Annotated in this window: 20 protein-coding genes and 1 pseudogene; 10 read left to right on the top strand and 11 right to left on the bottom strand. The window is 72.9% G+C overall.

The window, feature by feature from the left end:
- The first annotated feature begins 128 nt into the window (after positions 1-128).
- The 6 genes from tkt (at position 129) to gnd (ending at position 8,645) form a co-directional block, all read left to right on the top strand.
- Positions 129-2,204: a transketolase gene (gene tkt, locus ABEB07_RS08040; protein ID WP_345667608.1), complete on the top strand. Its 2,076-nt coding sequence runs from the start codon at positions 129-131 to the stop codon at positions 2,202-2,204.
- 19 nt (positions 2,205-2,223) lie between these two features.
- A complete protein-coding gene (tal, locus tag ABEB07_RS08035; protein WP_164582623.1) occupies positions 2,224-3,393 on the top strand; it encodes a transaldolase in 1,170 nt (389 codons plus the stop codon).
- Positions 3,394-3,491: 98 nt separating this feature from the next.
- Complete coding sequence (gene zwf / locus ABEB07_RS08030) at positions 3,492-5,180, top strand: glucose-6-phosphate dehydrogenase (protein WP_345667634.1); 1,689 nt, start codon at positions 3,492-3,494, stop codon at positions 5,178-5,180.
- Entirely contained in the window at positions 5,177-6,103 is a 927-nt protein-coding gene (gene opcA / locus ABEB07_RS08025) for a glucose-6-phosphate dehydrogenase assembly protein OpcA (protein ID WP_176151213.1), read from the top strand. The genes zwf and opcA overlap by 4 nt, the downstream gene beginning before the upstream one ends.
- A 1-nt stretch (position 6,104) precedes the next feature.
- Positions 6,105-7,745, top strand: a complete 1,641-nt coding sequence (gene pgi, locus ABEB07_RS08020) for a glucose-6-phosphate isomerase (protein ID WP_345667607.1) — start codon at positions 6,105-6,107, stop codon at positions 7,743-7,745.
- A gap of 15 nt (positions 7,746-7,760) precedes the next feature.
- Positions 7,761-8,645, top strand: coding sequence for a phosphogluconate dehydrogenase (NAD(+)-dependent, decarboxylating) (gene gnd, locus ABEB07_RS08015; RefSeq protein ID WP_345667633.1), 885 nt, complete (start codon positions 7,761-7,763; stop codon positions 8,643-8,645).
- Between the two features lie 199 nt (positions 8,646-8,844).
- On the opposite strand, the gene ABEB07_RS08010 is transcribed toward gnd, so the two are convergent.
- Positions 8,845-9,504 (bottom strand): TetR/AcrR family transcriptional regulator, encoded by a 660-nt coding sequence (locus ABEB07_RS08010; RefSeq protein ID WP_345667605.1) that lies wholly within the window; start codon positions 9,502-9,504, stop codon positions 8,845-8,847.
- Between the two features lie 123 nt (positions 9,505-9,627).
- Between ABEB07_RS08010 and ABEB07_RS08005 the strand changes: the two genes are divergently transcribed.
- A complete protein-coding gene (locus ABEB07_RS08005) occupies positions 9,628-10,533 on the top strand; it encodes an NAD(P)-dependent oxidoreductase (protein WP_345667604.1) in 906 nt (301 codons plus the stop codon).
- A 64-nt stretch (positions 10,534-10,597) separates the two neighbouring features.
- On the opposite strand, the gene ABEB07_RS08000 is transcribed toward ABEB07_RS08005, so the two are convergent.
- The gene (locus ABEB07_RS08000; RefSeq protein ID WP_176151210.1) at positions 10,598-11,059 is read right to left on the bottom strand and encodes a PPOX class F420-dependent oxidoreductase; all 462 of its coding nucleotides are present in this window, start codon (positions 11,057-11,059) and stop codon (positions 10,598-10,600) included.
- A gap of 289 nt (positions 11,060-11,348) precedes the next feature.
- Positions 11,349-12,008 carry a GTP cyclohydrolase II gene (gene ribA, locus ABEB07_RS07995; RefSeq protein ID WP_176151209.1) on the bottom strand — a complete coding sequence of 220 codons (660 nt, stop codon included), beginning with the start codon at positions 12,006-12,008 and terminating at the stop codon, positions 11,349-11,351.
- A gap of 35 nt (positions 12,009-12,043) precedes the next feature.
- Here ribA and ABEB07_RS07990 point away from each other — a divergent pair, with 35 nt between their 5' ends.
- Positions 12,044-12,820, top strand: a complete 777-nt coding sequence (locus ABEB07_RS07990; protein WP_345667603.1) for a creatininase family protein — start codon at positions 12,044-12,046, stop codon at positions 12,818-12,820.
- Positions 12,821-12,960: 140 nt separating this feature from the next.
- On the opposite strand, the pseudogene ABEB07_RS07985 reads toward ABEB07_RS07990, so the two are convergent.
- From ABEB07_RS07985 to ABEB07_RS07965, 5 genes and pseudogenes are all read right to left on the bottom strand, one after another.
- Positions 12,961-13,959: pseudogene (locus ABEB07_RS07985) on the bottom strand (lysylphosphatidylglycerol synthase transmembrane domain-containing protein); the annotation flags it as partial.
- The gene (locus ABEB07_RS07980; RefSeq protein ID WP_345667602.1) at positions 13,956-14,969 is read right to left on the bottom strand and encodes a methyltransferase domain-containing protein; all 1,014 of its coding nucleotides are present in this window, start codon (positions 14,967-14,969) and stop codon (positions 13,956-13,958) included. The gene ABEB07_RS07980 and the pseudogene ABEB07_RS07985, both read right to left, overlap by 4 nt.
- Entirely contained in the window at positions 14,966-16,177 is a 1,212-nt protein-coding gene (locus ABEB07_RS07975) for a glycosyltransferase family 4 protein (protein ID WP_345667601.1), read from the bottom strand. Before ABEB07_RS07975 ends, ABEB07_RS07980 begins: the two co-directional genes overlap by 4 nt.
- Positions 16,174-16,572: a 6-pyruvoyl trahydropterin synthase family protein gene (locus ABEB07_RS07970; protein ID WP_164587389.1), complete on the bottom strand. Its 399-nt coding sequence runs from the start codon at positions 16,570-16,572 to the stop codon at positions 16,174-16,176. Before ABEB07_RS07970 ends, ABEB07_RS07975 begins: the two co-directional genes overlap by 4 nt.
- A 138-nt stretch (positions 16,573-16,710) precedes the next feature.
- Positions 16,711-17,694, bottom strand: coding sequence for a zinc-dependent alcohol dehydrogenase (locus tag ABEB07_RS07965; protein ID WP_345667600.1), 984 nt, complete (start codon positions 17,692-17,694; stop codon positions 16,711-16,713).
- Between the two features lie 110 nt (positions 17,695-17,804).
- Here ABEB07_RS07965 and ABEB07_RS07960 point away from each other — a divergent pair, with 110 nt between their 5' ends.
- Positions 17,805-18,695, top strand: coding sequence for a CDP-alcohol phosphatidyltransferase family protein (locus ABEB07_RS07960; protein ID WP_345667599.1), 891 nt, complete (start codon positions 17,805-17,807; stop codon positions 18,693-18,695).
- Here ABEB07_RS07960 and ABEB07_RS07955 read toward each other — a convergent pair.
- On the bottom strand, positions 18,613-19,161 hold the full coding sequence (locus tag ABEB07_RS07955) for a hypothetical protein (RefSeq protein ID WP_345667598.1): 549 nt from the start codon (positions 19,159-19,161) through the stop codon (positions 18,613-18,615). The two genes, ABEB07_RS07960 and ABEB07_RS07955, sit on opposite strands and share 83 nt — an antisense overlap.
- 255 nt (positions 19,162-19,416) lie before the next feature.
- Here ABEB07_RS07955 and ABEB07_RS07950 point away from each other — a divergent pair, with 255 nt between their 5' ends.
- Positions 19,417-20,250 (top strand): SAM-dependent methyltransferase, encoded by an 834-nt coding sequence (locus tag ABEB07_RS07950; protein ID WP_345667597.1) that lies wholly within the window; start codon positions 19,417-19,419, stop codon positions 20,248-20,250.
- Between the two features lie 74 nt (positions 20,251-20,324).
- On the opposite strand, the gene ABEB07_RS07945 is transcribed toward ABEB07_RS07950, so the two are convergent.
- Both ABEB07_RS07945 and ABEB07_RS07940 read right to left on the bottom strand, forming a co-directional pair.
- Positions 20,325-21,683, bottom strand: a complete 1,359-nt coding sequence (locus ABEB07_RS07945; protein WP_345667596.1) for a GH1 family beta-glucosidase — start codon at positions 21,681-21,683, stop codon at positions 20,325-20,327.
- A gap of 29 nt (positions 21,684-21,712) precedes the next feature.
- Positions 21,713-22,603 (bottom strand): carbohydrate ABC transporter permease, encoded by an 891-nt coding sequence (locus ABEB07_RS07940; protein WP_345667595.1) that lies wholly within the window; start codon positions 22,601-22,603, stop codon positions 21,713-21,715.
- Between the last annotated feature and the right edge of the window lie 48 nt (positions 22,604-22,651).

Below are 22,651 nucleotides of genomic sequence, written 5' to 3'. Positions count from 1 at the left end.
ATCGTTCGCCGGGGGGTGTCCCATTTTCACCACAGGCTGACACACGGAGACCTTCCGGCGAAAAAGTCTGACTTTTAAGTTCGAACACGTCCGGCACCATTTCCGCTTCTTCCGAGGACTTCTTGAAGATGAGCGAGCAGACAACCGACCGCTTCGAGTGGACCGACCTCGACCGGCGTGCCGTCGACACCGCCCGGCTGCTGGCGGCCGATGCCGTGCAAAAGGTCGGCAACGGCCACCCCGGCACGGCGATGAGCCTGGCCCCGGCCGCGTACACGATCTTTCAGAAGGTGATGCGTCACGACCCGGCCGACCCGGAGTGGACCGGACGCGACCGCTTCGTCCTCTCCCCCGGCCACACCTCGCTGACCCTCTACACCCAGCTCTACCTGGCCGGCTACGAGCTGGAGCTGGACGATCTGAAGGCGTTCCGCACCTACGGCTCCAAGACGCCCGGCCACCCCGAGTACGGGCACACGGCGGGCGTGGAGACGACGACCGGACCGCTCGGGCAGGGCGCCGCGATGGCGGTGGGCATGGCGATGGCCGCCCGCTACGAGCGCGGCCTGTTCGACCCGGACGCGCCCGAGGGCGAGTCCCCCTTCGACCACACCGTCTGGGCGATCGTCTCCGACGGCGACCTGGAGGAGGGCGTCTCCGCCGAGGCGTCCTCGCTGGCCGGGCACCAGAAGCTCGGGAACCTGGTCTTCCTCTACGACGACAACCACATCTCCATCGAGGGCGACACCGCCACCGCCTTCTCCGAGGACGTGCTCGGGCGGTACGCGGCCTACGGCTGGCACACCCAGCGGGTGGCACCCACCGAGGACGGCGACATCGACGTACCGGCGCTGTACGAGGCGCTGACGGCGGCGAAGGCCGAGAGGGGCCGTCCCTCGATCATCGCGATGCGCACGATCATCGCCTGGCCGGCGCCGAACGCGCGGGACACCGAGGCGGCGCACGGCTCGGCGCTCGGCGCGGACGAGATCGCCGCCACCAAGCGGCTGCTCGGCTTCGATCCGGAGCGCTCCTTCCAGGTCGACGAGGACGTCCTCGCCCACACCCGGCAGGCCCTGGACCGGGGCGCCGAGACGCACGCCGCCTGGGACCGGCGGCTCAAGGAGTGGCGCGGCGACCAGCCGGAGCGGGCCGCGCTGTTCGACCGGATCGTGGCCGGTCAGCTCCCCGAGGGCTGGCAGGACGCGCTGCCGGTGTTCGAGGAGGGCAAGGCGGTCGCCACCCGCGCCGCCTCCGGCCAGGTGCTCCAGTCGCTCGGCGCGGTCCTGCCCGAGCTGTGGGGCGGCTCCGCCGACCTGGCCGGCTCCAACAACACCACCATCGACAAGACGTCGTCGTTCCTGCCCGGGGGCAACCCGCTGCCGGGCGCCGACCCCTACGGGCGCACCGTCCACTTCGGCATCCGCGAGTTCTCCATGGCCGCGGAGATGAACGGCATCGCCCTGCACGGCAACACCCGCGTCTACGGCGGCACGTTCCTGGTCTTCTCCGACTACATGCGCAACGCGGTGCGGCTGTCCGCGCTGATGCAGCTGCCGGTGACCTACGTCTGGACGCACGACTCCATCGGGCTCGGCGAGGACGGCCCGACCCACCAGCCCGTCGAGCACCTGGCCTCGCTGCGCGCCATCCCCGGCCTGAACCTGGTGCGCCCCGCCGACGCCAACGAGACCGTCGTCGCCTGGGCGGAGATCCTGCGCCGGCACTCCACCGACCCGGCCCCGCACGGCCTCGCGCTGACCCGTCAGGGCGTGCCGACGTACGCGCCGAACCCGGACGCGGCCAAGGGCGGCTACGTGCTGGTGGAAGCGTCCACCGGCGCCCCGGAGGCGGTGATCGTCGCGACCGGCTCCGAGGTGCGCCTCGCCGTGGCGGCGCGCGAGCTGCTGGAGGCCGAGGGCGTCGGCGTGCGGGTGGTGTCGATGCCCTCGGTGGAGTGGTTCGAGCAGCAGCCGCGCGCGTACCGCGAGCGGGTGCTGCCGCCGTCGGTGCGGGCCCGGGTGGCGGTCGAGGCCGGCATCGGGCTGACCTGGTACCGCTATGTGGGCGATGCGGGGCGCATCGTCTCCCTGGAGCACTTCGGCGCCTCCGCCGACGCCGCGACCCTGTTCGCCGAGTACGGCTTCACCCCTGAGAACGTCGCCGCCGCGGTCCGCGAATCGCTGGCCGCCGCGCGCGCATGATCCCCACGCAACAAGGAAGATGATCACTGTGACCGAAGCAACCGCGACCGCCGGAGCGCTCGAGCGCCTCTCCGCCGAGGGCGTGTCGATCTGGCTGGACGACCTGTCGCGGCGGCGGATCGACTCGGGCAACCTGGCCGGTCTCGTCGAGCACCAGCACGTGGTGGGCGTGACCACCAATCCCTCGATCTTCCAGGCCGCCATCGGCTCGGGCGACGGCTACGAGGAGCAGCTCGCCGATCTGGCGGTGCGCGGCGTGAGCGTCGACGAGGCGGTGCGCATGATGACCACGGCCGACGTGCGGGCCGCCGCCGACGTGCTGCGCCCGGTGTACGAGGCGACCGGCGGGCGGGACGGCCGGGTCTCCATCGAGGTCGACCCGCGGCTCGCGGACGCCACGGCGGCCACGGTCGCCGAGGCCCGGCAGCTGGCCTGGCTGGTGGACCGGCCCAACGCGATGATCAAGATTCCGGCCACCCGGGCGGGCCTGCCGGCGATCACGGAGGTCGTCGGAGCGGGTATCAGTGTCAATGTGACGCTGATCTTCTCCCTGGAGCGCTACCGCGAGGTCATGGACGCCTACCTCGCCGGCCTGGAGAAGGCGCGCGCCGCGGGCCGGGACCTGTCCTCGATCCACTCCGTGGCCTCCTTCTTCGTCTCCCGGGTCGACGCCGAGATCGACAAGCGGCTGACCCTGCTGGGCACCGAGGAGGCGCGGGCGCTCAAGGGCCGGGCGGCGCTGGCCAACGCACGGCTGGCCTACGCGGCGTACGAGCAGGTGTTCGGCTCCGCCGACGGCGGCACGCCGGCCGGTGAGCGCTTCGCCGCGCTCGCGGGCGCCGGGGCGAACGCGCAGCGTCCGCTGTGGGCGTCGACCGGGGTGAAGGATCCCGCGTACAAGGACACCCTGTACGTGGACGAACTGGTCGCGCCGGGCACGGTGAACACCATGCCGGAGGGCACGCTGAACGCCGCCGCCGATCACGGTGTCGTCACCGGTGACACGGTGACCGGCGGCTACGAGCGGGCCCGTGCCGACCTGGCGGCGGTCGAGCGGCTGGGGATCTCCTACGACGAGGTCGTGCGGCAGCTGGAGGAAGAGGGCGTCGCCAAGTTCGAGACGGCCTGGCAGGACCTGTTGGACGCGGTCGCGAAGTCCTTGAACAGCAAGGGAGTTGACGCGGAATGAGCAAGAAGCCCGCCGAGCCGGCGAAGCCGGGAGCGGACGCGGCGAAGGGCCCGTCGGCGCAGGACGCCACGGTGCCGGAGGGGCCGGGTCCCAAGGCCATGCAGGCCGGGGAGCCGGCCGCCGAACAGGCGCGCCGCAGGGACGCGGCGGCAGCCGCGGCAGCCGCAGCGGCCTCAGGGGACGCCGCCGCCGCCGAACCAGCGGCCGCGTCCGGCGCGTCCGGGACCGCGGCGTCCGAGCGGCGTGCGGCGCCCGCGCCCGCCGCCGACTGGGTGAATCCGCTGCGGGACGCCCGCGACCGGCGCCTGCCGCGGATCGCGGGCCCGTCCGGGCTCGTCATCTTCGGCGTCACCGGCGACCTGTCCCGCAAGAAGCTGATGCCGGCCGTCTACGACCTCGCCAACCGCGGTCTGCTGCCGCCGGGCTTCTCGCTGGTCGGCTTCGCCCGCCGAGACTGGGAGGACCAGGACTTCGCGCAGGTGGTGCACGACGCGGTCAAGGAGCACGCGCGCACGCCGTTCCGCGAGGAGGTCTGGCAGCAGCTCGCCGAGGGGATGCGGTTCATCCCCGGCGACTTCGACGACGACACGGCCTTCGAACAGCTGCGCACCGCCGTGGACGAGCTGGACTCCTCGCGCGGCACGGCCGGCAACTACGCCTTCTACCTGTCGGTGCCGCCGAAGTTCTTCCCCAAGGTCGTCGAGCAGCTGAAGAAGCACGGCCTGGCCGAGGGGCCGGAAGGCTCCTGGCGGCGCGCGGTCATCGAAAAGCCGTTCGGGCACGATCTGGAGAGCGCCTGCGAGCTGAACCGGATCGTGCACGAGGTGTTCGACCCGGACCAGGTCTTCCGCATCGACCACTACCTGGGCAAGGAGACCGTCCAGAACATCCTGGCGCTGCGCTTCGCCAACCAGATGTACGAGCCGATCTGGAACCGGTCCTACGTCGACCACGTGCAGATCACGATGGCCGAGGACATCGGCATCGGCGGCCGGGCCGGCTACTACGACGGCATCGGCGCCGCCCGTGACGTCATCCAGAACCACCTGCTCCAGCTGATGGCGCTCACCGCGATGGAGGAGCCCATCGCCTTCGACGCGGAGGCGCTGCTCACCGAGAAGCTGAAGGTGCTCAAGTCGGTGCGGCTGCCCGACGACCTGGGCGCCCACACGGTGCGCGCCCAGTACGCCGAGGGCTGGCAGGGCGGCGAGAAGGTCGTCGGCTACCTCCAGGAGGAGGGCATCGACCCGAAGTCGAAGACCGACACCTACGCGGCGGTCAAGCTGGAGATCGACAACCGCCGCTGGGCCGGCATCCCGTTCTATCTGCGCACCGGCAAGCGGCTCGGCCGCCGGGTGACCGAGATCGCGGTGGTATTCAAGCGGGCCCCGCACTCCCCGTTCGACTCCACGGCCACCGAGGAACTGGGCGAGAACGCCATCGTGATCCGCGTCCAGCCGGACGAGGGCATGACGGTCCGGTTCGGCTCCAAGGTGCCGGGCACCTCCATGGAGATCCGGGACGTGTCGATGGACTTCGCCTACGGCGAGTCCTTCACCGAGTCCAGCCCGGAGGCGTACGAACGCCTCATCCTGGACGTGCTCCTCGGCGACGCCAACCTGTTCCCGAGGCACCAGGAAGTGGAAGAGTCCTGGAAGATCCTCGACCCGATCGAGGAGTACTGGGACGAGCACGGCAGGCCCGCCCAGTACCCGTCGGGAACCTGGGGTCCGCGGGAAGCCGACGAGATGCTCGCACGAGACGGACGGAGCTGGCGCAGGCCATGAAGATCGACCTGACCGACACCACGGCAAGCAAGATCAACAAGGCGCTGGTGCAGGGCCGGCGCGCGATCGGCACGCCCGCCGTGGGCATGGTCCTGACGATGATCATCGTCACGGACGAGGAGAACGCCTACGACTCGATCAAGGCGGCCGAGGACGCCTCGCGCGAACACCCCTCGCGCACCCTGGTCGTGATCAAGCGGCATGTGCGCACCCTGCGCGACCGCACCCACTCCCGGCTGGACGCGGAGATCCGGGTCGGCTCGGAGGCCGGCACCGGCGAGACGGTGGTGCTGCGCACCTACGGCGACGTGTCCGACCACGCCGACTCGGTGGTCCTGCCGCTGCTACTGCCGGACGCGCCGGTCGTGGTGTGGTGGCCGGTGGAGGCGCCGGAGAACGTGGCCGAGGACCCGCTGGGCGCGCTCGCCCAGCGCCGGATCACCGACCTGTACGCCTTCGACCACCCGATCGAGGTCCTGGAGCGGCGGGCCCGGTACTACGCCCCCGGCGACACCGACCTCGCCTGGACCCGGCTCACGCTGTGGCGTTCGATGCTCGCCGCCGCCCTCGACCAGGCCCGGGTGAAGGTGGTCTCGGCGGCCGTGGAGGCCGAGCCGGACAACCCGAGCGCGGAGCTGCTGGCCCGCTGGCTGGAGGCCCGCCTCGGCGTCCGCGTCGACCGCGTGGGCAGCGCCGGCCCGTTCGTGACGGCGGTGCGGCTCGGCACGGCGGACGGCGAGATCGTCATCGACCGCCCCGCCGGCCCGCTGGCCACCCTGACCCTGCCCGGTCAGCCCTCGCGCACCCTGGCCCTCAAGGTCCGTCCCACCTCGGAACTGATCGCCGAGGAACTGCGCCGCCTCGACGCCGACGAGATGTACGCCATCGCCCTGCGCGGCGACGGCATCAAGGAGACCGTCTGACATGTCCGACACCCCCAAGCTCACCCGGCGCCCCGAGTGGACCGCCCTGGCGGACCACCGCGACCAGTGGCAGCCGCACCTGCGGGACCTGTTCGCCGAGGACCCCAAGCGCGCGGAGCGCTACACGGTGCGCGTCGGCGACCTGCGCCTCGACTACTCCAAGCACCTGATCACCGACGAGACCCTCGCCCTGCTCCAGGAACTGGCCGCCGCCACCGACGTGTTCGGGCTGCGGGACGCGATGTTCCGCGGCGAGAGGATCAACGTCACCGAGAACCGGGCCGTGCTGCACACCGCGCTGCGCGCCCCGCGGGACGCGGTGGTCGAGGTCGACGGCGAGAACGTCGTGCCCGAGGTGCACCAAGTCCTGGACAAGATGGCCGACTTCGCCGGGCGGGTGCGCTCGGGCGAGTGGACCGGGCACACCGGCCGGCGCATCAAGAACGTCGTCAACATCGGCATCGGCGGCTCCGACCTCGGCCCGGCGATGGCGTACGAGGCGCTGCGCGCCTTCACCGACCGCGCCCTGACGGTCCGGTTCGTCTCCAACGTCGACGGCGCCGACCTGCACGAGGCCACCCGCGACCTGGACGCCGAGGAGACGCTGTTCATCGTCGCGTCCAAGACCTTCACCACGATCGAGACGATCACGAACGCGACCTCGGCCCGCGACTGGCTGCTCGGCGAACTGAACGCGGGCCCCGAGGCGGTGGCCAAGCACTTCGTGGCGCTGTCCACGAACGCGGAGAAGGTCGCCGACTTCGGCATCGACGTGGCCAACATGTTCGAGTTCTGGGACTGGGTCGGCGGACGCTACTCCTACGACTCGGCGATCGGCCTGTCCCTGATGATCGCCATCGGGCCGGACCGGTTCCGCGAGATGCTCGACGGGTTCCGCATCGTCGACGACCACTTCAAGAACGCCCCGGCCGAGGCCAACGCCCCGCTGCTGCTGGGCCTGCTGGGCATCTGGTACGGCGACTTCTTCGACGCGCAGACGCACGCGGTGCTGCCGTACTCGCACTACCTGTCGAAGTTCACCGCCTACCTCCAGCAGCTGGACATGGAGTCCAACGGCAAGTCGGTGCAGCGCGACGGCGAGCCCGTCGAGTGGCAGACCGGCCCCGTGGTGTGGGGCACGCCCGGCACCAACGGGCAGCACGCCTACTACCAGTTGATCCACCAGGGCACCAAGCTGATCCCGGCCGACTTCATCGGCTTCGCCAACCCGGTCGGCGAGCTGAGCGACGAACTCAAGGCCCAGCACGACCTGCTGATGGCCAACTTCTTCGCGCAGACGCAGGCGCTGGCCTTCGGCAAGAGCGCCGACGAGGTGCGCGCCGAGGGCGTGTCCGAGGAGCAGGTCGCGCACCGCACCTTCCACGGCGACCACCCCACCACCACGATCCTGGCGACCGAGCTGACCCCGTCGGTCCTCGGCCAGCTGATCGCGCTGTACGAGCACAAGGTGTTCGTACAGGGCGCGGTGTGGAACATCGACTCCTTCGACCAGTGGGGCGTCGAACTCGGCAAGGTGCTCGCCAAGCGCGTCGAGCCCGCCCTGACCGAAGGCGCCGACGTGCCCGGTCTCGACCCGTCCACCGCCGCCCTCGTGGCCGCCTACCGCACCCTCAGGAAGTGAACTGACATGGCAGCGATGCAGCTCGGCCTCATCGGTCTCGGCAAGATGGGCGGCAACATGCGGGAGCGTCTCCGCAACGCCGGTCACACGGTCGTCGGTTACGACCAGAACCCCGAAATCTCGGACGTGGAGAGCCTGGTCGACCTGGTCGACGCGCTGGAGGCGCCGCGCACGGTGTGGGTGATGGTCCCGGCCGGCGGCCCCACCCAGCACGTCATCGACCAGCTCGCCACCCTGCTCAAGCCGGGCGACCTGGTCGTGGACGGCGGCAACTCCCGCTGGACGGACGACGAGAAGCACGCCAAGCAGCTGCACGCGCGGGGCATCGGCTTCGTGGACGCGGGCGTCTCCGGCGGCGTGTGGGGCCTGAAGAACGGCTACGCGCTGATGGTCGGCGGCGACAAGGAGTGCGTCGACCACCTGAAGCCGATCTTCGACGCGCTCAAGCCGGAGGGCCCCTACGGATACGTCCACGCGGGCAAGGTGGGCGCCGGCCACTTCGCGAAGATGGTCCACAACGGCATCGAGTACGCGATGATGCAGGCCTACGCCGAGGGCTGGGAGCTGCTGGAGAAGGTGGACTCCGTGGACAACGTCCGCGAGGTCTTCCGCTCCTGGCAGGAGGGCACCGTCATCCGCTCCTGGCTGCTCGACCTCGCCGTCAACGCGCTGGACGAGGACGAGCACCTGCACAAGCTGCGCGGCTACGCGGAGGACTCCGGCGAAGGACGCTGGACGGTGGAGGCGGCCATCGACAACGCCGTGCCGCTGCCGACGATCACTGCCTCCCTCTTCGCCCGGTTCGCTTCCCGCCAGGAGGACTCGCCGCAGATGAAGATGGTCGCGGCGCTGCGCAACCAGTTCGGCGGGCACGCGGTGGAGGCGGTGAAGAAGGACTGACGGCCTGACGGCGCCCTTCGCGGGCGCGGCACGCCCTTCGCGGGCGCGGCAGAGCGGTGAGCGGGGTTCCGGCGGGTGCGCCGGGGCCCCGCTTTCGTCTGGGGGCTTGCGTGGCGGGGCCTGTGTGCTTTCGCGTGGGCGCCTGTGTGGCGGGGGTGTGCGGGTGCTTTGTGGCAGGCTCGGCGGGCCGGGGCGGGGGTCAGGGGTGTGGTGCGCCGTCGTGGTCCGGTGACCGGTCCGGTGTGGGGTGCGGTGGGTGGTGCGGTGGTAGGGCCGCGTCCAGGAGCGGGGCCAGTTCTCGGGCCACGGTCGTCAGCGGATCGGCGCCGCCCTCGGCCCGGGCCATGAGGATCGCCCCCTCCAGGCTGCTGATCATCAGCGTGGCCAGCGGCTCGGCCCGTGCGGCCGGCACCCCCATGTCCGCCAGCGCCCCGGCCACCGGCCGCCGCCAGGCGGCGAACGCCGCGGCGGCCGCCTCGCGGGTGGCCGGACCGCAGGAGGCGTGGTCGACGGTCGCCGCGGCCACCGGACAGCCGCCCACGGCGCCGGCCGCCTCGTACTCGTCGGTCCACTGCCGCACCATCGCGGCGAACAGAGCGCTCGGCGTCGGCTCGGCCAGAGCGGCCACGAACCGGGCGACGCGCCGGCCGGCGTAGCGGCCGGCCCAGGCCACCGCCTCGTTGACCAGCTGCTCCTTGCCGCCGGGGAAGTAGTGCTGGAGCGACCCGCGCGGTGCGCCGGCGTGCGCGGCCACGTCCCGCATGCCCGTCGCGCCCACCCCGTCGCGCCGGATCAGCTGGGCGGCGCTGAACACCATCCGCTCGCGCGGGCCCCGCCCGCCCTCCCGGCCCTCCGCCATCCGCGGCCTCCTGACGCCGTACGTGTTCCGTGTGTTTTTGGGACGCCCACTCTATGACCGGCGTCATAACCGCCGCTACTATGACCACCGTCATAACGTCACCCCGGCTTCAGGACGGTCCCCGTGCACGTCGGTTTCCTCGGTCTCGGAGTCATGGGCCGGCCCATGGCGCTCCGGCTGGCCCGCTCCGGCACCCCGCTGATCGTGTGGAACCGCACGGCGGCCCGCGCCGACGCGCTGCGCGCCGCCGGCGCCGAGGTCGCGGCGGACCCCGGCGAGGTGTTCGCCCGTTCGGACGTGGTGTTCCTGATGCTGGCCGACGAGACCGCGACGGACGCGGTCCTGGCCCGCGGCACGGCACGGTTCGCGGACCTGGTCGCGGGCCGGGTGGTCGTCCCCATGGGCACCACCTCGCCCGCGTACTCGCAGGGCCTGGAGACCGATGTCCGGGCGGCGGGCGGCCGCTACGTCGAAGCCCCCGTCTCCGGCTCCCGCATCCCGGCCGAGAAGGGCCGGCTGGTGGCGATGCTGGCCGGGGAGGAGCGGGCCGTGGCGACCGTACGGCCGCTGCTCGCGCCCCTGTGCGGGGAGACGTTCGTGTGCGGTCCCGCGCCGGCCGCGCTGCTGATGAAGCTGTCGGTCAACCTGTTCCTGATCACGCTGGTGACCGGACTCGCCGAGGCCTTCCACTTCGCCGGACGGCAGGGCCTCGACCGGCGGCTGTTCCTGGACGTCCTGGGGGCCGGCCCGATGGCCAGCGCGGTGTCGCTGATGAAGGCGCCGAAGCTGCTGACCGGGGACTTCTCCGTACAAGCGGCGGCACGCGACGTGCTCAAGAACAACCGCCTGATCGCCGAGGCCGCCCGCGCCACCGGGATCGCCTCGCCGCTGCTCGACGTGTGCCACGCCCTGTTCGAGGAGACGGTCGCGCTCGGGCACGGCGGCGAGGACATGGTGGCGGTGCTGCGGGCCCTGGAGGCGCGCACCGGCGACCGCCGAGGGCTGAGCGACCCTGGCGGCCAGGGGTGAGCGGTCCCGGCGGCCGGGGATGAGCGGCCCCTGCCCCCAGGGCGAGCGATCCCGGCGGCGGGTTTCAGCCGCCGATGGCGCCCTTGGGGACGCCGTACGCCCGCTCCACCGGCAGCCGCAGCACCAGACGCCGGTCGCGGACCATCGCGGCGCGGTACTCGTCCCAGTCGGGGTGCTCGCCGAGGACGTCGCGATAGAGGCGGATCAGCTCCTCGACCGTCTCGTCGTGCGGGTCCGCAGCGACGGGGGTCAGTTCGGCGGTGCCCTCGACGACCGTGTACGCCCAGCGGTCCGCGCTGGTGACGTGGTAGGAGACCCGGGGGTCGCGGCGCGCGTTGCGGGTCTTGGCGCGGTCGTCGGTGATCGAGACGCGCACGACGCGCTCGTCCGGGTCGTAGGCGTGGCTGACGTTCGACAGCTGGGGCCGGCCGTCGCGCTTGAGGGTCACCAGCACGCCGCCGTGGCCCTCGGAGAGCAGGGCGAGCAGGGTTTCCGGCGCGGGGTCGTGCGATGTGTCCTGAGTCATACCCGGGTCAACCCATCGGGCCGATCCACGCATTCCCGAACCACTCCTGCGGAGCACCACCGGGCACTGCCCCTCCGGGAGACCGCCCACCGGTCGGGGCACTCGCACGGGGTGCGGAAACCTGCCGAGCGGGCGCGGCGGCAGTCCAGGGGCCCCCAGAGGCGGGCGGCTCGGGGGCCTTCGGAGCGCAGGGGCGCCGGGGGCGCCGGGGGCGCCGTCAGGGCGCGAGGGCGGTCCGGGTGCCGTGTCGGGTGGCACCGTGGCGTGGCCCGCTCGGGTCCAGGGCGGCTCAGGACAGGTGGGCCACCGCGTCGAGGTGCGGCAGATGGTGGTCCAGGCGCTCCCGCTTGGTCCGCAGATAGGTGATGTTGCTCTCGCACGGCGGTATCAGCAACGGGACCTGCTCGCTCACCTCGATGCCGTGCCGCACCAACGCCTCGCGTTTGCGCGGGTTGTTGGACATCAGCCGCACCGAGCGGACACCGAGGTCGTGCAGCATCCCGGCGGCGGCGCCGTAGTCGCGGGCGTCGACGGGCAGGCCGAGGGCGAGGTTGGCCTCGACCGTGTCCAGGCCCTCCGCCTGCAGGGCCATCGCCCGCAACTTGGCGAGCAGCCCGATCCCCCGCCCTTCGTGGCCCCGCAAGTAGACGACCACGCCGCTGCCTTCGGCGACCACGGCGCGCAGCGCGGCGGCGAGCTGGTCGCCGCACTCGCAGTGCTGCGACCCGAACGCGTCACCGGTCAGGCATTCGGAGTGCAGCCGGACCAGGACGCGTTCGGCGCCGATGTCGCCGTGCACCAGCGCCACCTGTTCGTCGCCGCGGTCGTGGTCGACGTAACCGATCGCCTGGAATTTCCCGTGGACCGTGGGCAGCGGGGCATTCACCACGCGTTCCACACCGATGCGCCGTGCGGACTTCTCGCCGAGTACGCCGATTTTTTCTGTCATGATCTGGTTCCTAAGCAGAGACGAAAGGCCGGGAAATGACGAGTGGTTCAGGAACGCGGCCGACGGCGTCCGGTGCCGGCGGTCTGGTGCCCGTGGACACCACCGAGGACGTACGGAGCCGGGGTGCGGGCCGGGGCCGGCAGGTGGCCGTTCTGCCGGTGGGGAGTTTCGAACAGCACGGCGCCTTCCTGCCGTTGGCGACCGACACGCTGGTCGCCTGCGCCATCGCCCGGGAGATCGCCGCCGCGTACCCGGTGCACCCGCTGCCGCCGGTGACGATCTCCTGCTCCCACGAGCACGCGGCCTGGCCGGGAACGGTCAGCATCTCCGCCGTGACCCTCCACGCGGTGGTGCGGGAAATCGCGGACTCGCTCCGCCGCTCCGGTGTGGACGCGCTGGTGGTGGTCAACGGACACGGCGGGAACTACGTGCTGGGCAACGTCGTCCAGGAGTCCTCCGCGCGCGGCGAGCACATCGCGCTCTTCCCGGCCGCGGAGGACTGGGAGGCGGCCCGGGAGCACGCCGGGGTGCGCACCTCGCTGCTCACCGACATGCACGCCGGGGAGATCGAGACCTCGATTCTTCTGCACGCACACCCCGAAATGGTCAAGGAAGGCTACGAAAAAGCGGACTTCGTCGCGGACGACCGGCGTCATCTCCTCACCGTCGGAATGTCCGCCTATACCGAATCGGGCGTCATCGGCCGTCCTTCCCTGGGCGACGCGGAAAAGGGCGGAAAACTGCTGGCGAGCCTCGCCGATTCCTTCGGCGCGTATTTCTCGCTGCTCAGCTCGGCCGAACGGCCGGAGTGAGCCGAGGGACCGGACTCCGGGGCCGTCGGGGTCACCGGGGTCGCCGGAACGGTGCGCCGGCGGGCGACCAGGACCAGCGCGCCCGGCAGGCTCGCCGTGAAGCTCAGCACCCCGTAGACCACGGCCGCCGCCAGTCCGGTGCTCGCACCGAGTCCGGCGGCCCCGAACGCCCACGCGGTGACGCCTTCCCGGGGTCCGAACCCGCCCACGTTCAGCGGCAGTCCCATCGCGACCAGCGCGAGCACCGCGAGCGGCAGCAGCACGGAGACGGGGGCGGCGCAGCCGGCCACCCGGGCGGCCACCACGAACGTCGCGAGGTGCCCGGCGAGCACGACGGCGCAGGACAGCGCGACGCCCGGTCCGGTACGGCGGGACAGCAGCCCCGCGCGCGCCTCGCCCAGGGCCCGGCCCAGGGCGCTCCCCCGGCCGCCGCCGGACGGCGCCCGGTTCATGCGCAGGGCGAGGCCGACGGCGAGCGCGCCCACCGCGGCGAGCGCGACGAGGGGCGCGAGGTGCCGGGCCTGTGCGCGGACCGGGGACCGCAGGGTCGGCAGGACCGCCAGCGCCGTGACAGCCAGGGCGAGTTGGCCGGCCAGCCGCTCCAGGACGACGGCCCGCACGGCGCGGCCCGCGTCCCCGGCGCTCCGTCCGTGCCGCACGGCGCGGTGCACGTCGCCCAGGACGCCGCCGGGCAGCGCCGCGTTCAGGAACAGCGCGCGGTAGTAGTCGGCGACCGCCGGGCCGAGCGGCAGCCGGATGCGCAGCGCGCGGGCCACCAACTGCCAGCGCCGGGCGCTGGACACGGTGGTGACGACGCCGATCCCGACCGCCGCGAGGAGCGTGGGCGCGTCGATCCGGCGCAGCCCGTCCAGGAAGACGCCGGTGCCCAGCCGCCACAGCAGCACGGCGAGGATCAACACACCCGTGACCGTGCCGAGGTGTGCCCGCAGCACACGTGTGTCGAACCGGGAGATGCCGGTCCGGACGCGGACAGCAGAGGCTACGCCGCTCCGGGCGACGACGGACGAGGACTCGGGGTCGGCGTCGGGGCCGGGGGCGGAGCCGGGACCGGGGGCGGAGCCCCCGGAAAGCAGGATGTCCGTTCGCGGCGTCGGCGCGTGCAGTGTGCGCGCGCTCATGCCTCACCGTCCGGCCGGCCGGGCAGGGCCAGCAGGTCGTCATGGTGCACGACGACCTCCAACTCGCCCGCCGCGCAGGCCGCCAGGCGCTCGGCGAGGTAGCGGTCGGCGCGCTGCCGGAGTGCGGGGCGCTGTTCGACGGCCGCGCCGACCCAGCCGCGCAGCCACTGGGCGGCCAGTTCGCGGGCGCCGGGGCCGAGCCGCCAGGGGCTCGGCCGCACGAGGACGCGCACGCCGTGCGCGGCGAACGCCTCGCGGGCCGCCGGCACCGCGTCCGGACCGAGCAGGCCGCTGCGGCGCTGGTGGGCGTTGAACGCCTCGGTGAGGTCGGCGTCCAGCGGATCGGCCGGGGCGAGTGCCACGCGGCCGGCCACGGACAGGGTCAGCAGGGCCGGACAGCCGGCCCCGGCGCAGGCGGCGGCGAGGACGTCGACCTCCTCGCGGGTGAGCACGTCCAGCAGGGCGGACGCGGTCACCAGGCCGGCCCCGGCCAGGGCCGCCGGGGTCAGCCGGGCCACGTCGCCGCGCCGCGTCTCCACGGTGACCCGGCTGCCGTCCGCGGCGGCGCGGGCGGCGCCGACGGCGGCGAAGTGCAGCAGGTAGGGGTCGCGGTCGTGCAGGACCCAGTGCTGGGCGCCGGGCAGCCGGGGGGCGAGCCAGCGGCCCATCGAACCGGTGCCGCAGCCCAGGTCGTGCACCACGAACCCGCGCTGTGCGCCCGGCCGTTCGGCGAGCCGGGTGGACAGCGGTCCGAGCAGCTCCGCCGCTCGCGCCGCCGCGTCGGCGGGCTCCCGCAGCCGCAGCCACTCGGGCGCGTACCGGGACGGCTCCTCGGCCCCCGCCGCTTCCTCCGCTTCCGCCACTACCTCCGCTCCCTTCGATACCTCCATCCCCTCCGCTTCTTCCGCGCGCAGCCGCACGGTCTTCCGCTCGCCGGGGGCCCCGACCGGACCGGCGCCCGCGATCACCGCGCCGGAGCCGGTGCGCGCCGCGGAACTCGTCCTCCTCATGCCGCCCTCCGGGGTTCTCGCGGGAGCCGGGCCAGGACGCCGGCCAGGCTGCGGGCGGTGGCGGCCCAGCCGCCGAGGGCGGCGCGCCGGCCCCGGGCGGCGGTCTTCAGCCGACGCCGTACGTCGGCCTCGCCGAACCAGGCGCGCAGTTCGGCGGCGAGCGCCGCGGGGTCCTCCGGCGGGACGAGGATGCCGGGCACCCCGCCGTCGGGTGCGCGGCCGACCGCCTCGGGCACGCCCCCGACGTCCGTGGCCAGTACGGGCACACCGCGCGCCAGCGCCTCGGTGACCGCCATGCCGTACGTCTCCGCGTAGGAGGCGAGGACCATCAGGTCGGCGGCGGCGTAGGCGGCGTCGAGGTCGGCGCCGGTGCGCGGTCCGGCCAGGTGGAATCGGTCCGTCAGACCGTGTGCGGCGATCAGTTCGCGCAGCCGGGCGACGTAGGCCGGGTCCTGGGTCAGCGCGCCGACGCACACGCACTCCCAGGGCAGGTCGGTGACCGCGGCCAGGGCCTCCACCAGCCGGTGCTGGCCCTTGCGCGGGGTGACGGCCGCGACGCACAGCAGGTGCGAGACGCCGTCGGTGCCGGGCGCGAGCGGCGCGATGTCGGCGCCGGGGGCGGCCACGTGCACCCGGTCGGGGGCGAGGCCGTGGTGGGCGACGAGCCGGCGGACCGCCCAGTCGCTGGTGGCGACGACGGCGGCCGCCGCCCGCAGCACCCGGCGTTCCCGGGCGTCCAGTTCGGCGGCGACGGACGGTTCGAGGCCCGTCTCGTCGCCGAGCGGGAGATGGACGAGGACGGCCAGGCGCAGCCGTTCGCTCTCGGGTACGACGACCTCGGGGACGCCGCAGGCGACCAGTCCGTCCAGGAGGACGACGGAACCGTCCGGCAGCTCCCGCAGGGTCCGCGCCAGTTCCGCGCGGGCGCGGTCGCCGGGCCGGGGCCAGTCGCCGTGCACGGGGTGCGGGCGGACCTGCCAGCCGAAGCCGGGCAGGTCGAGGCCGACCCGGCGGTCGTAGGCGTTGCCGCCGCTCGGGGTGGCCGGGTCGTCGACGCCGCCCGGCAGGACGAAGTGCGCGGTGCGCAGGGACATGGGGATGATCCCGACGTTCTCGGGGCTCGCGCGCTGCGCGGGCACATGGTCGAGGGGCGCGACACCGGGAGGCGGAGCGCCGTGCGACGGGGCATGGGTGGCCGGGTCGGTCACAGCGCACGCTCGTAACTCGCCCAGGCGACATGCGACTCGTGCAGCGTGACGGTGATCCCCGCCAGGCCCCTGGCGCCCTCGCCCAGGGCGCCCTGGTGGATCCGCTCGGCGAGCCGGTCGGCGACGACCTTGGCCAGGAACTCGGTGGAGGTGTTGATCCCGGCGAAGTCGGGCTCGTGGTCGAGGTTGCGGTAGTTCAGCTCGCTGACCACGGCGCCCAGCTCCTGGGTGGCCAGGCCGATGTCGACGACGATGTTGTCGTCGTCCAGCTGCTCGCGCCGGAAGGTGGCGTCCACCAGGAACGTGGCTCCGTGCAGTCGCTGCGCGGGCCCGAACACCTCGCCGTGGAAGCTGTGGGCGATCATGATGTGATCGCGGACGGTGATGCTGAACAACGGACGACCCTCCAGGTGCGGCGCGTCTGGTCCCCCGCCCGTACCTGCCGGGGGATGCCGTGTAGTACGGCTCCACGCTTCCCCTTGTTCAGCCGCCTCGCACCCTTTTCTCAGGTCAGCGGTGCGTGTCGCCTCAGGTCACGCGCCCGTCCCGTACCGCACCCGGTGGCACAGGGCCGGCAGCGCGCCGGAGGCGAGTTCGGGCAGCACGTCCGGCAGTTCCTCGAACGCGCTCTCGCCCGTGATCAGCGCGTCCAGCGCCGGGTCGGCGAGCAGGTCCAGGGCGAGGGCGAGCCGGTCGGCGTAGGTGCGGTCGCCGCGGCGGGCCGGGGAGACGGCGCCGACCTGGCTGCCGCGGATGACCAGCCGGCGGGAGTGGAACGCCTCGCCGAGCGGGAGGGCGACCGTGCGGTCGCCGTACCAGCTCAGCTCCAGGACGGTGCCCTCGGCGGTCAGCAGGTCGAGCGCGCGGGTGAGGCCCTGCTCGGTGGCGCTGGCGTGCACGACCAGGTCGCAGCCGCCGAGGGCCTCCTCGGGTGCGGCGAAGTCCACGCCCAGCGCCTCGGCGACGGCGGCCCGCGCGGGGTCGGTGTCCACCAACTGGACGCGCACCCCGGGGAACCGGGCCAGCAGCGCGGCCACCGAGCAGCCGACCATCCCGCCGCCGACCACCGCGATCCGGTCGCCGACCAGCGGCGCGGCGTCCCACAGCGCGTTCACCGCGGTCTCCACGGTACCCGCGAGGACCGCCCGTCCGGCGGGGACCCGCTCGGGCACCACGGCCACGGCGCTCGCCGGCACGACGTAGCGGCTCTGGTGCGGGTACAGGCAGAAGACGGTGCGCCCGGCCAGCTCCGGCGACCCCTGCTCCACCACGCCCACGTTGAGGTAGCCGTACTTCACCGGTCCCGGGAAGTCGCCCTCCTGGAACGGCGCCCGCATCGCCTCGTGCTGGCTGACGGGCACCCCGCCGCGGAACACCAGTGTCTCGGTCCCCCGGCTGACCCCGGAGTAGAGCGTGCGGACGACGACCTCGTCCGCGCCGGGCTCGGGCAGGCGCTCGTCACGTATCTCGCCCCGGCCGGGCGAGGCCAGCCAGAAGGCGCGGGCGGAACGGTTCATCGAGCGTCCTCCTGAACGATCGGGAAGTGGTCCACGTACCGACGGATGCACAGGCCGCGCACAACGTACGCGGCGTAGATCGACTCTGTCACTCCGTCGGAGGGTGTGCGGTGGCCCTGAACAACACGTACGAGGCGAGGCCGGTCCAGCAGGAGACCGCGGTGGGAGCGGGAGCGCAGATCCTGCTGCTGGCCCTGCTCGGCACGGCGATCGGCATGGGCCCCGCGGGCTGGGTGACCGGCCTCGTCTTCGCGATCGCCACCTGGGCGGTGCTCTCCAGGGCGGTGCTGCGCTCCCGGCTCGTCTCGTTCGGCCCGGCGAACCGGGTGACGCTGGGGCGGACCGTCCTCGTCGGCGCGGTGACGGCGCTGGTCGCGGACTCCTTCGTAAGCTCACCTCCCCTGGCACCGCTGGTCGGTCTGACCGCGGTGGCGCTGATCCTGGACGGCGTGGACGGCAGGGTGGCGCGCCGCACCGGCACCGCCACGGCGCTGGGCGCCCGCTTCGACATGGAGGTCGACGCGTTCCTCATCCTGGTGCTCAGCGTCCATGTGTCCAGGGACCTCGGCGCGTGGGTGCTGCTGATCGGCGGCATGCGCTACGCCTTCGTCGCCGCCGCCCGTCTCCTGCCCTGGCTCGACGCACCGTTGCCGCCGAGCACCGCCCGCAAGACGGTGGCCGCCTTCCAGGGCGTCCTTCTGCTGCTGGCGGACGCACACCTCCTTCCCCGCCCGGCGAACCTGGGAGTCGTACTGCTGGCGCTGACCCTGCTGGTGTGGTCGTTCGGGCGGGACGTGCGGTGGCTGCGGCGGCGAGCGGACCGGCGACGAGCGCCCCAGCGGGGGACGGACCGGTGGGGGGCGGCCGCCGCCGGGGCCGGGGCCGGGGCCGGGGTCGGGTCGTCGCCCGTCCTCGCCGCTACCGCACTCCCGTCGCGTCCAGCAGCCGGACCAGGTCCTTGCGGCCGTATCCCAACAGCGCGGCACGGTGTGCCGTCATGAGCAGGAGGTGGGCCACGGTCCGCCCCGCGTGGCCGTCCCGGTCGCGGTCGAGCCGTTCCTGCGGCTGCTCGACGCCGAGGCTGTTCATCACCACGCCGTGGTCGCGGCGGATCTCGGCGACGGTGTCCGCGACGGCGTCCAGCAGCGACTTCCCCGGCCGCTCGCACTCCAGGGCGAAGGCGAAGCCGTCCCGGTCCGCCGGAGTGCAGCCCCGCGGCGGCCGCTCCCGCACCCCCGCCCAGCGCTCGTCCTCGAAGCCGTCGGACCCGGACGACTCGTCCACGAGCGTGAAGCGGTGGAAGCCCGGCGGCACGGACGGCGGGGGCGGCGGCGTGTACTCCCAGCCCGCGTCCTCGCACAACCGCCGCTTGACCTCTTCCTCGTCGGCGAGGGTCACGGCGAAGCCCGTGTCCTCGTTGCGACCGGTGATCGTGCCGTCCTCGTTGTGGTGCACATACAGTCCCATGCCGTGTCTCCCTCGCTGCCCGATGTCCGACGATGCCGGGAACGTCCCGTCACCCCGTCGAACGAGCCGCTCCCGCCGCCCGTGCCCGCTCCGCCCGAGCCCATCCGATCGAGTGAAACCGGAGCCCGGCGGAACCGGCGGCAGCCCGTAGCCGATCTCTCGTGATCTCCGTCCCGGCCGTGCCGCGGGCATGCCAGGATGACGGTCCGACAGGCAATCACCGGGGTGCGAGTCCAGGACGGAGCCCAGGCATCCATGACCTCCCTCAGCAGCGGCGACAGCGGCGCCGTCTCCCAGTACGAGCTGTACGAGATCGACACCAGCAAGCCGCACCCGGCCCGGATGTACGACTACTTCCTGGGCGGCAAGGACAACTACGAGGTCGACCAGCGGGCCGCCGAGCGGTTCATGAAGGCGGCCCCGGAGGTGCGGGCCGGGGTCCTCGCCAACCGGCGCTTCCTGCACCGCGCCGTCCGGCACGTCGTCGCCGAGGGCGGCGTCCGGCAGATCCTGGACGTGGGCACGGGCCTGCCCACCGAGCCGAACGTGCACCAGATCGCGCAGGCCGTCGCCCCCGACACCCGCATCGCCTACGTCGACAACGACCCGATCGTCAGCACCCACTCGATGGCCCTGCTGGACGGCGCCGGCGGCACCTCCGTCGTCCTGGGCGACCTGCGCGACCCGCACGCGATCCTCGGCCACCCCGAGGTGCGGCGGCTCGTCGACTTCGGCCGGCCGGTGGCGCTGCTGCTGGTGGCCGTCGTGCACTTCCTCTCCGAGGCGGACGACCCGGCCGGCGTCGTCGCCACCCTCCGCGACGCGCTGCCCGCCGGTTCCTACCTCGTCCTCTCGCACGCCACGGGCGACGTCCACGACGACCGGCGCGAGGACGCGGCGGCCGTCTACAAGAACGCCACCGCCACCCTGAACCTGCGTCCGCACGACCGGATCCTGGACTTCTTCGGCGACTTCACCCTGCTCGACCCCGGTCTGGTCAAGGTCACCGACTGGCGTCCCGACGAGCCCCTGGAGCAGGACGCCCCGCCCATCGGCATCTACGGCGGGGTGGCCCGCAAGGACGGCTGACGGCCGGGCCGTTCACCGGTGGACGCGGGCCTCCCGCGCTCGCGCCCACCGGCGTCTCGTGGCGGCGGCGGGTGCTACGCCGCCTTCCGCTCCCCCGCCCGGTGCGCGCGCACGATCCCCGCGTACCGGTGTCCGCTGCCCTTGACGGTCCGCTGCTGGGTGGCGTAGTCGACGTGGACGAGGCCGAAGCGCTTGTCGTAGCCGTAGGCCCACTCGAAGTTGTCCAGCAGCGACCAGGCGAAGTAGCCCGCCAGCGGGGCGCCCTGGCGGGTGGCGGAGGCGCAGGCCGCCAGGTGCCGGACCAGGTAGTCCTGGCGCTCGGGGTCCTCGACCGTGCCGTCGGGGCCGACGGTGTCGGGGAAGGCGGAGCCGTTCTCGGTGACGTAGAGCTTGCGGGCGCGGTACTCATCGGTGAGGCGCAGCAGCAGGGTCTCGATGCCGCTCGGGTCGATCTCCCAGTCCATGCCGGTGCGCGGCACGTCCGGGCGGCGCACGGAGCGCGCGTGCGGCGCGGGGCCGGTGGGGTCGTCGGCGATGTGGGCCGGGAAGTAGTAGTTCAGGCCCAGCCAGTCCAGCGGGGCGGCGATGGTCTCGGCGTCGCCGTCCCGTTCGGGGAGTTCGACGCCGTAGATCTCGCGCATGTCGGCGGGGAAGCCTCGGCCGTGGACCGGGTCCAGCCACCAGCGGTTGACGTGGCCGTCGTGGCGGTGGGCCGCGGCGACGTCCTCCGGGCGGTCGGTGGCGGGGAAGACGGTGGAGAGGTTGTTGACGATGCCGATCCGGGCGCCCGGAGCCGCGGCGCGGATCGCCCGGGTGGCCAGGCCGTGGCCGAGCAGCAGGTGGTAGGAGGCGCGGACGGCGGCCGTGAGGTCGGTCAGGCCGGGGGCCATCTTGCCCTCCAGGTGCCCGATCCAGGCCGAGCAGGAGGGCTCGTTGAGGGTGGTCCAGTGGGTGACCCGGTCGCCGAGGCGGTCGGCGACGACCGCGGCGTAGTCGGCGAAGTGCTCGGCGGTGTCCCGCTCGGGCCAGCCGCCGCGGTCCTGGAGGGCCTGCGGGAGGTCCCAGTGGTAGAGGGTGACGGACGGGGTGATGCCCGCCTCCAGCAGGCCGTCGATCAACTCGTCGTAGAAGGCGAGGCCCTTGGGGTTCACCGGGCCGTCGCCGTGCGACAGCACGCGCGGCCACGCGATCGACAACCGGTAGGCGTTGAGGCCCAGTTGCCGCATCAGACCGATGTCCTCGCGCCACCGGTGATAGTGGTCGCAGGCGGTGTCGCCGTGGTCGTCGCCGTCGATCTTGCCCGGGGTGTGCGAGAAGGTGTCCCAGATGGACGGTGAACGCCCGTCCCCGGCGACGGCCCCCTCGATCTGGTAGGCCGAAGTGGCGCTGCCCCACAGGAAGTCGTGCGGGAGCGCGGCGAGGTCGATGGTCACGGAGGTCCCTTCGGGATCGGGGCGGGCGGTCACTTGACGGCGCCTGCCGTCAGCCCGGCGACGAGGTAGCGCTGGAGGAGGAGGAAGCCGGCGACGACGGGGACGCTGACGACGAGGGAGGCGGCCATGATCTGGTTCCAGTACACGTCGTTGAGGGTGGAGTAGCCCTGGAGTCCGACGGCGAGGGTGCGGGTGGTGTCGTTGGTCATGACGGAGGCGAACAGCACTTCGCCCCAGGCGGTCATGAAGGCGTACACGGCGACCGCGACGATGCCGGGGATCGCGGCGGGGACCACGACGCGGAACAGGGCGCCCAGCGGGCCGCAGCCGTCGACCAGGGCCGCTTCGTCCAGGTCCTTGGGGACGGAGTCGAAGTAGCCGATCAGCATCCAGATCGAGAACGGCAGCGTGAAGGTGAGGTAGGTGAGGATCAGTCCGCCGCGGGAGCCGAACAGGGCGATGCCGGTGGTGTTGCCGATGTTGACGTAGAGGAGGAACAGCGGGAGGAGGAAGAGGATGCCGGGGAACATCTGGGTGGACAGGACGGTGACGGTGAAGACGCGTCTGCCGCGGAAGGAGTAGCGGCTGACGGCGTAGGCGGCGAACACCGCGATGACCACGGATCCGGCGGTGGCGGCGCCGGCGACGATGAGGGAGTTGGTGAAGTACCGGGCCAGGGGGATGGTGGACCAGATGTCGATGTAGGGGCGGATGGTCAGGCCGCTGGGCAGCCAGCGGAACTTGCCCGAGACGTCCTGCAAGGGTTTGAGGGAGCTGGAGACCATCACGTAGACGGGCAGGAGGACGAAGGCGGTCAGCAGGGTGAGGAAGACGCGGCGTGACCAGTGGAAGGAGCGGGGCGGGGCCATCGGTGAGCGGGCCGGGCGCCGGGCGGTGAGGGTGGTGGGGGTGTCAGGCATCGGCTGTCTTCCTTCCGCGGGAGGTGAGCAGGAGGTAGAGGCCGGTGA

Origin of the sequence: Streptomyces similanensis (genome assembly GCF_039543625.1) — a bacterium.
Taxonomy (GTDB): Bacteria; Actinomycetota; Actinomycetes; order Streptomycetales; family Streptomycetaceae; genus Streptomyces; species Streptomyces similanensis.
The sequence above is the reverse complement of the archived record's forward strand: the minus strand, read 5'-3'. Positions and strand labels throughout refer to the sequence as shown.

What these genes read in the sequence shown, in the direction of transcription:
- opcA (WP_176151213.1), top strand. Translation starts at nt 5,177, where the DNA reads ATGAAGATCGACCTGACCGACACCACGGCAAGCAAGATCAACAAGGCG.
- ABEB07_RS07965 (WP_345667600.1), bottom strand. Translation starts at nt 17,694, where the DNA reads ATGAACCGTTCCGCCCGCGCCTTCTGGCTGGCCTCGCCCGGCCGGGGC.
- ABEB07_RS08000 (WP_176151210.1), bottom strand. Translation starts at nt 11,059, where the DNA reads ATGACTCAGGACACATCGCACGACCCCGCGCCGGAAACCCTGCTCGCC.
- zwf (WP_345667634.1), top strand. Translation starts at nt 3,492, where the DNA reads ATGCAGGCCGGGGAGCCGGCCGCCGAACAGGCGCGCCGCAGGGACGCG.
- gnd (WP_345667633.1), top strand. Translation starts at nt 7,761, where the DNA reads ATGCAGCTCGGCCTCATCGGTCTCGGCAAGATGGGCGGCAACATGCGG.
- ABEB07_RS07950 (WP_345667597.1), top strand. Translation starts at nt 19,417, where the DNA reads ATGACCTCCCTCAGCAGCGGCGACAGCGGCGCCGTCTCCCAGTACGAG.
- tkt (WP_345667608.1), top strand. Translation starts at nt 129, where the DNA reads ATGAGCGAGCAGACAACCGACCGCTTCGAGTGGACCGACCTCGACCGG.
- ABEB07_RS07980 (WP_345667602.1), bottom strand. Translation starts at nt 14,969, where the DNA reads ATGAGGAGGACGAGTTCCGCGGCGCGCACCGGCTCCGGCGCGGTGATC.
- ABEB07_RS07955 (WP_345667598.1), bottom strand. Translation starts at nt 19,161, where the DNA reads ATGGGACTGTATGTGCACCACAACGAGGACGGCACGATCACCGGTCGC.
- ABEB07_RS07940 (WP_345667595.1), bottom strand. Translation starts at nt 22,603, where the DNA reads ATGCCTGACACCCCCACCACCCTCACCGCCCGGCGCCCGGCCCGCTCA.
- tal (WP_164582623.1), top strand. Translation starts at nt 2,224, where the DNA reads ATGATCACTGTGACCGAAGCAACCGCGACCGCCGGAGCGCTCGAGCGC.
- pgi (WP_345667607.1), top strand. Translation starts at nt 6,105, where the DNA reads ATGTCCGACACCCCCAAGCTCACCCGGCGCCCCGAGTGGACCGCCCTG.
- ribA (WP_176151209.1), bottom strand. Translation starts at nt 12,008, where the DNA reads ATGACAGAAAAAATCGGCGTACTCGGCGAGAAGTCCGCACGGCGCATC.
- ABEB07_RS07990 (WP_345667603.1), top strand. Translation starts at nt 12,044, where the DNA reads ATGACGAGTGGTTCAGGAACGCGGCCGACGGCGTCCGGTGCCGGCGGT.
- ABEB07_RS08010 (WP_345667605.1), bottom strand. Translation starts at nt 9,504, where the DNA reads ATGGCGGAGGGCCGGGAGGGCGGGCGGGGCCCGCGCGAGCGGATGGTG.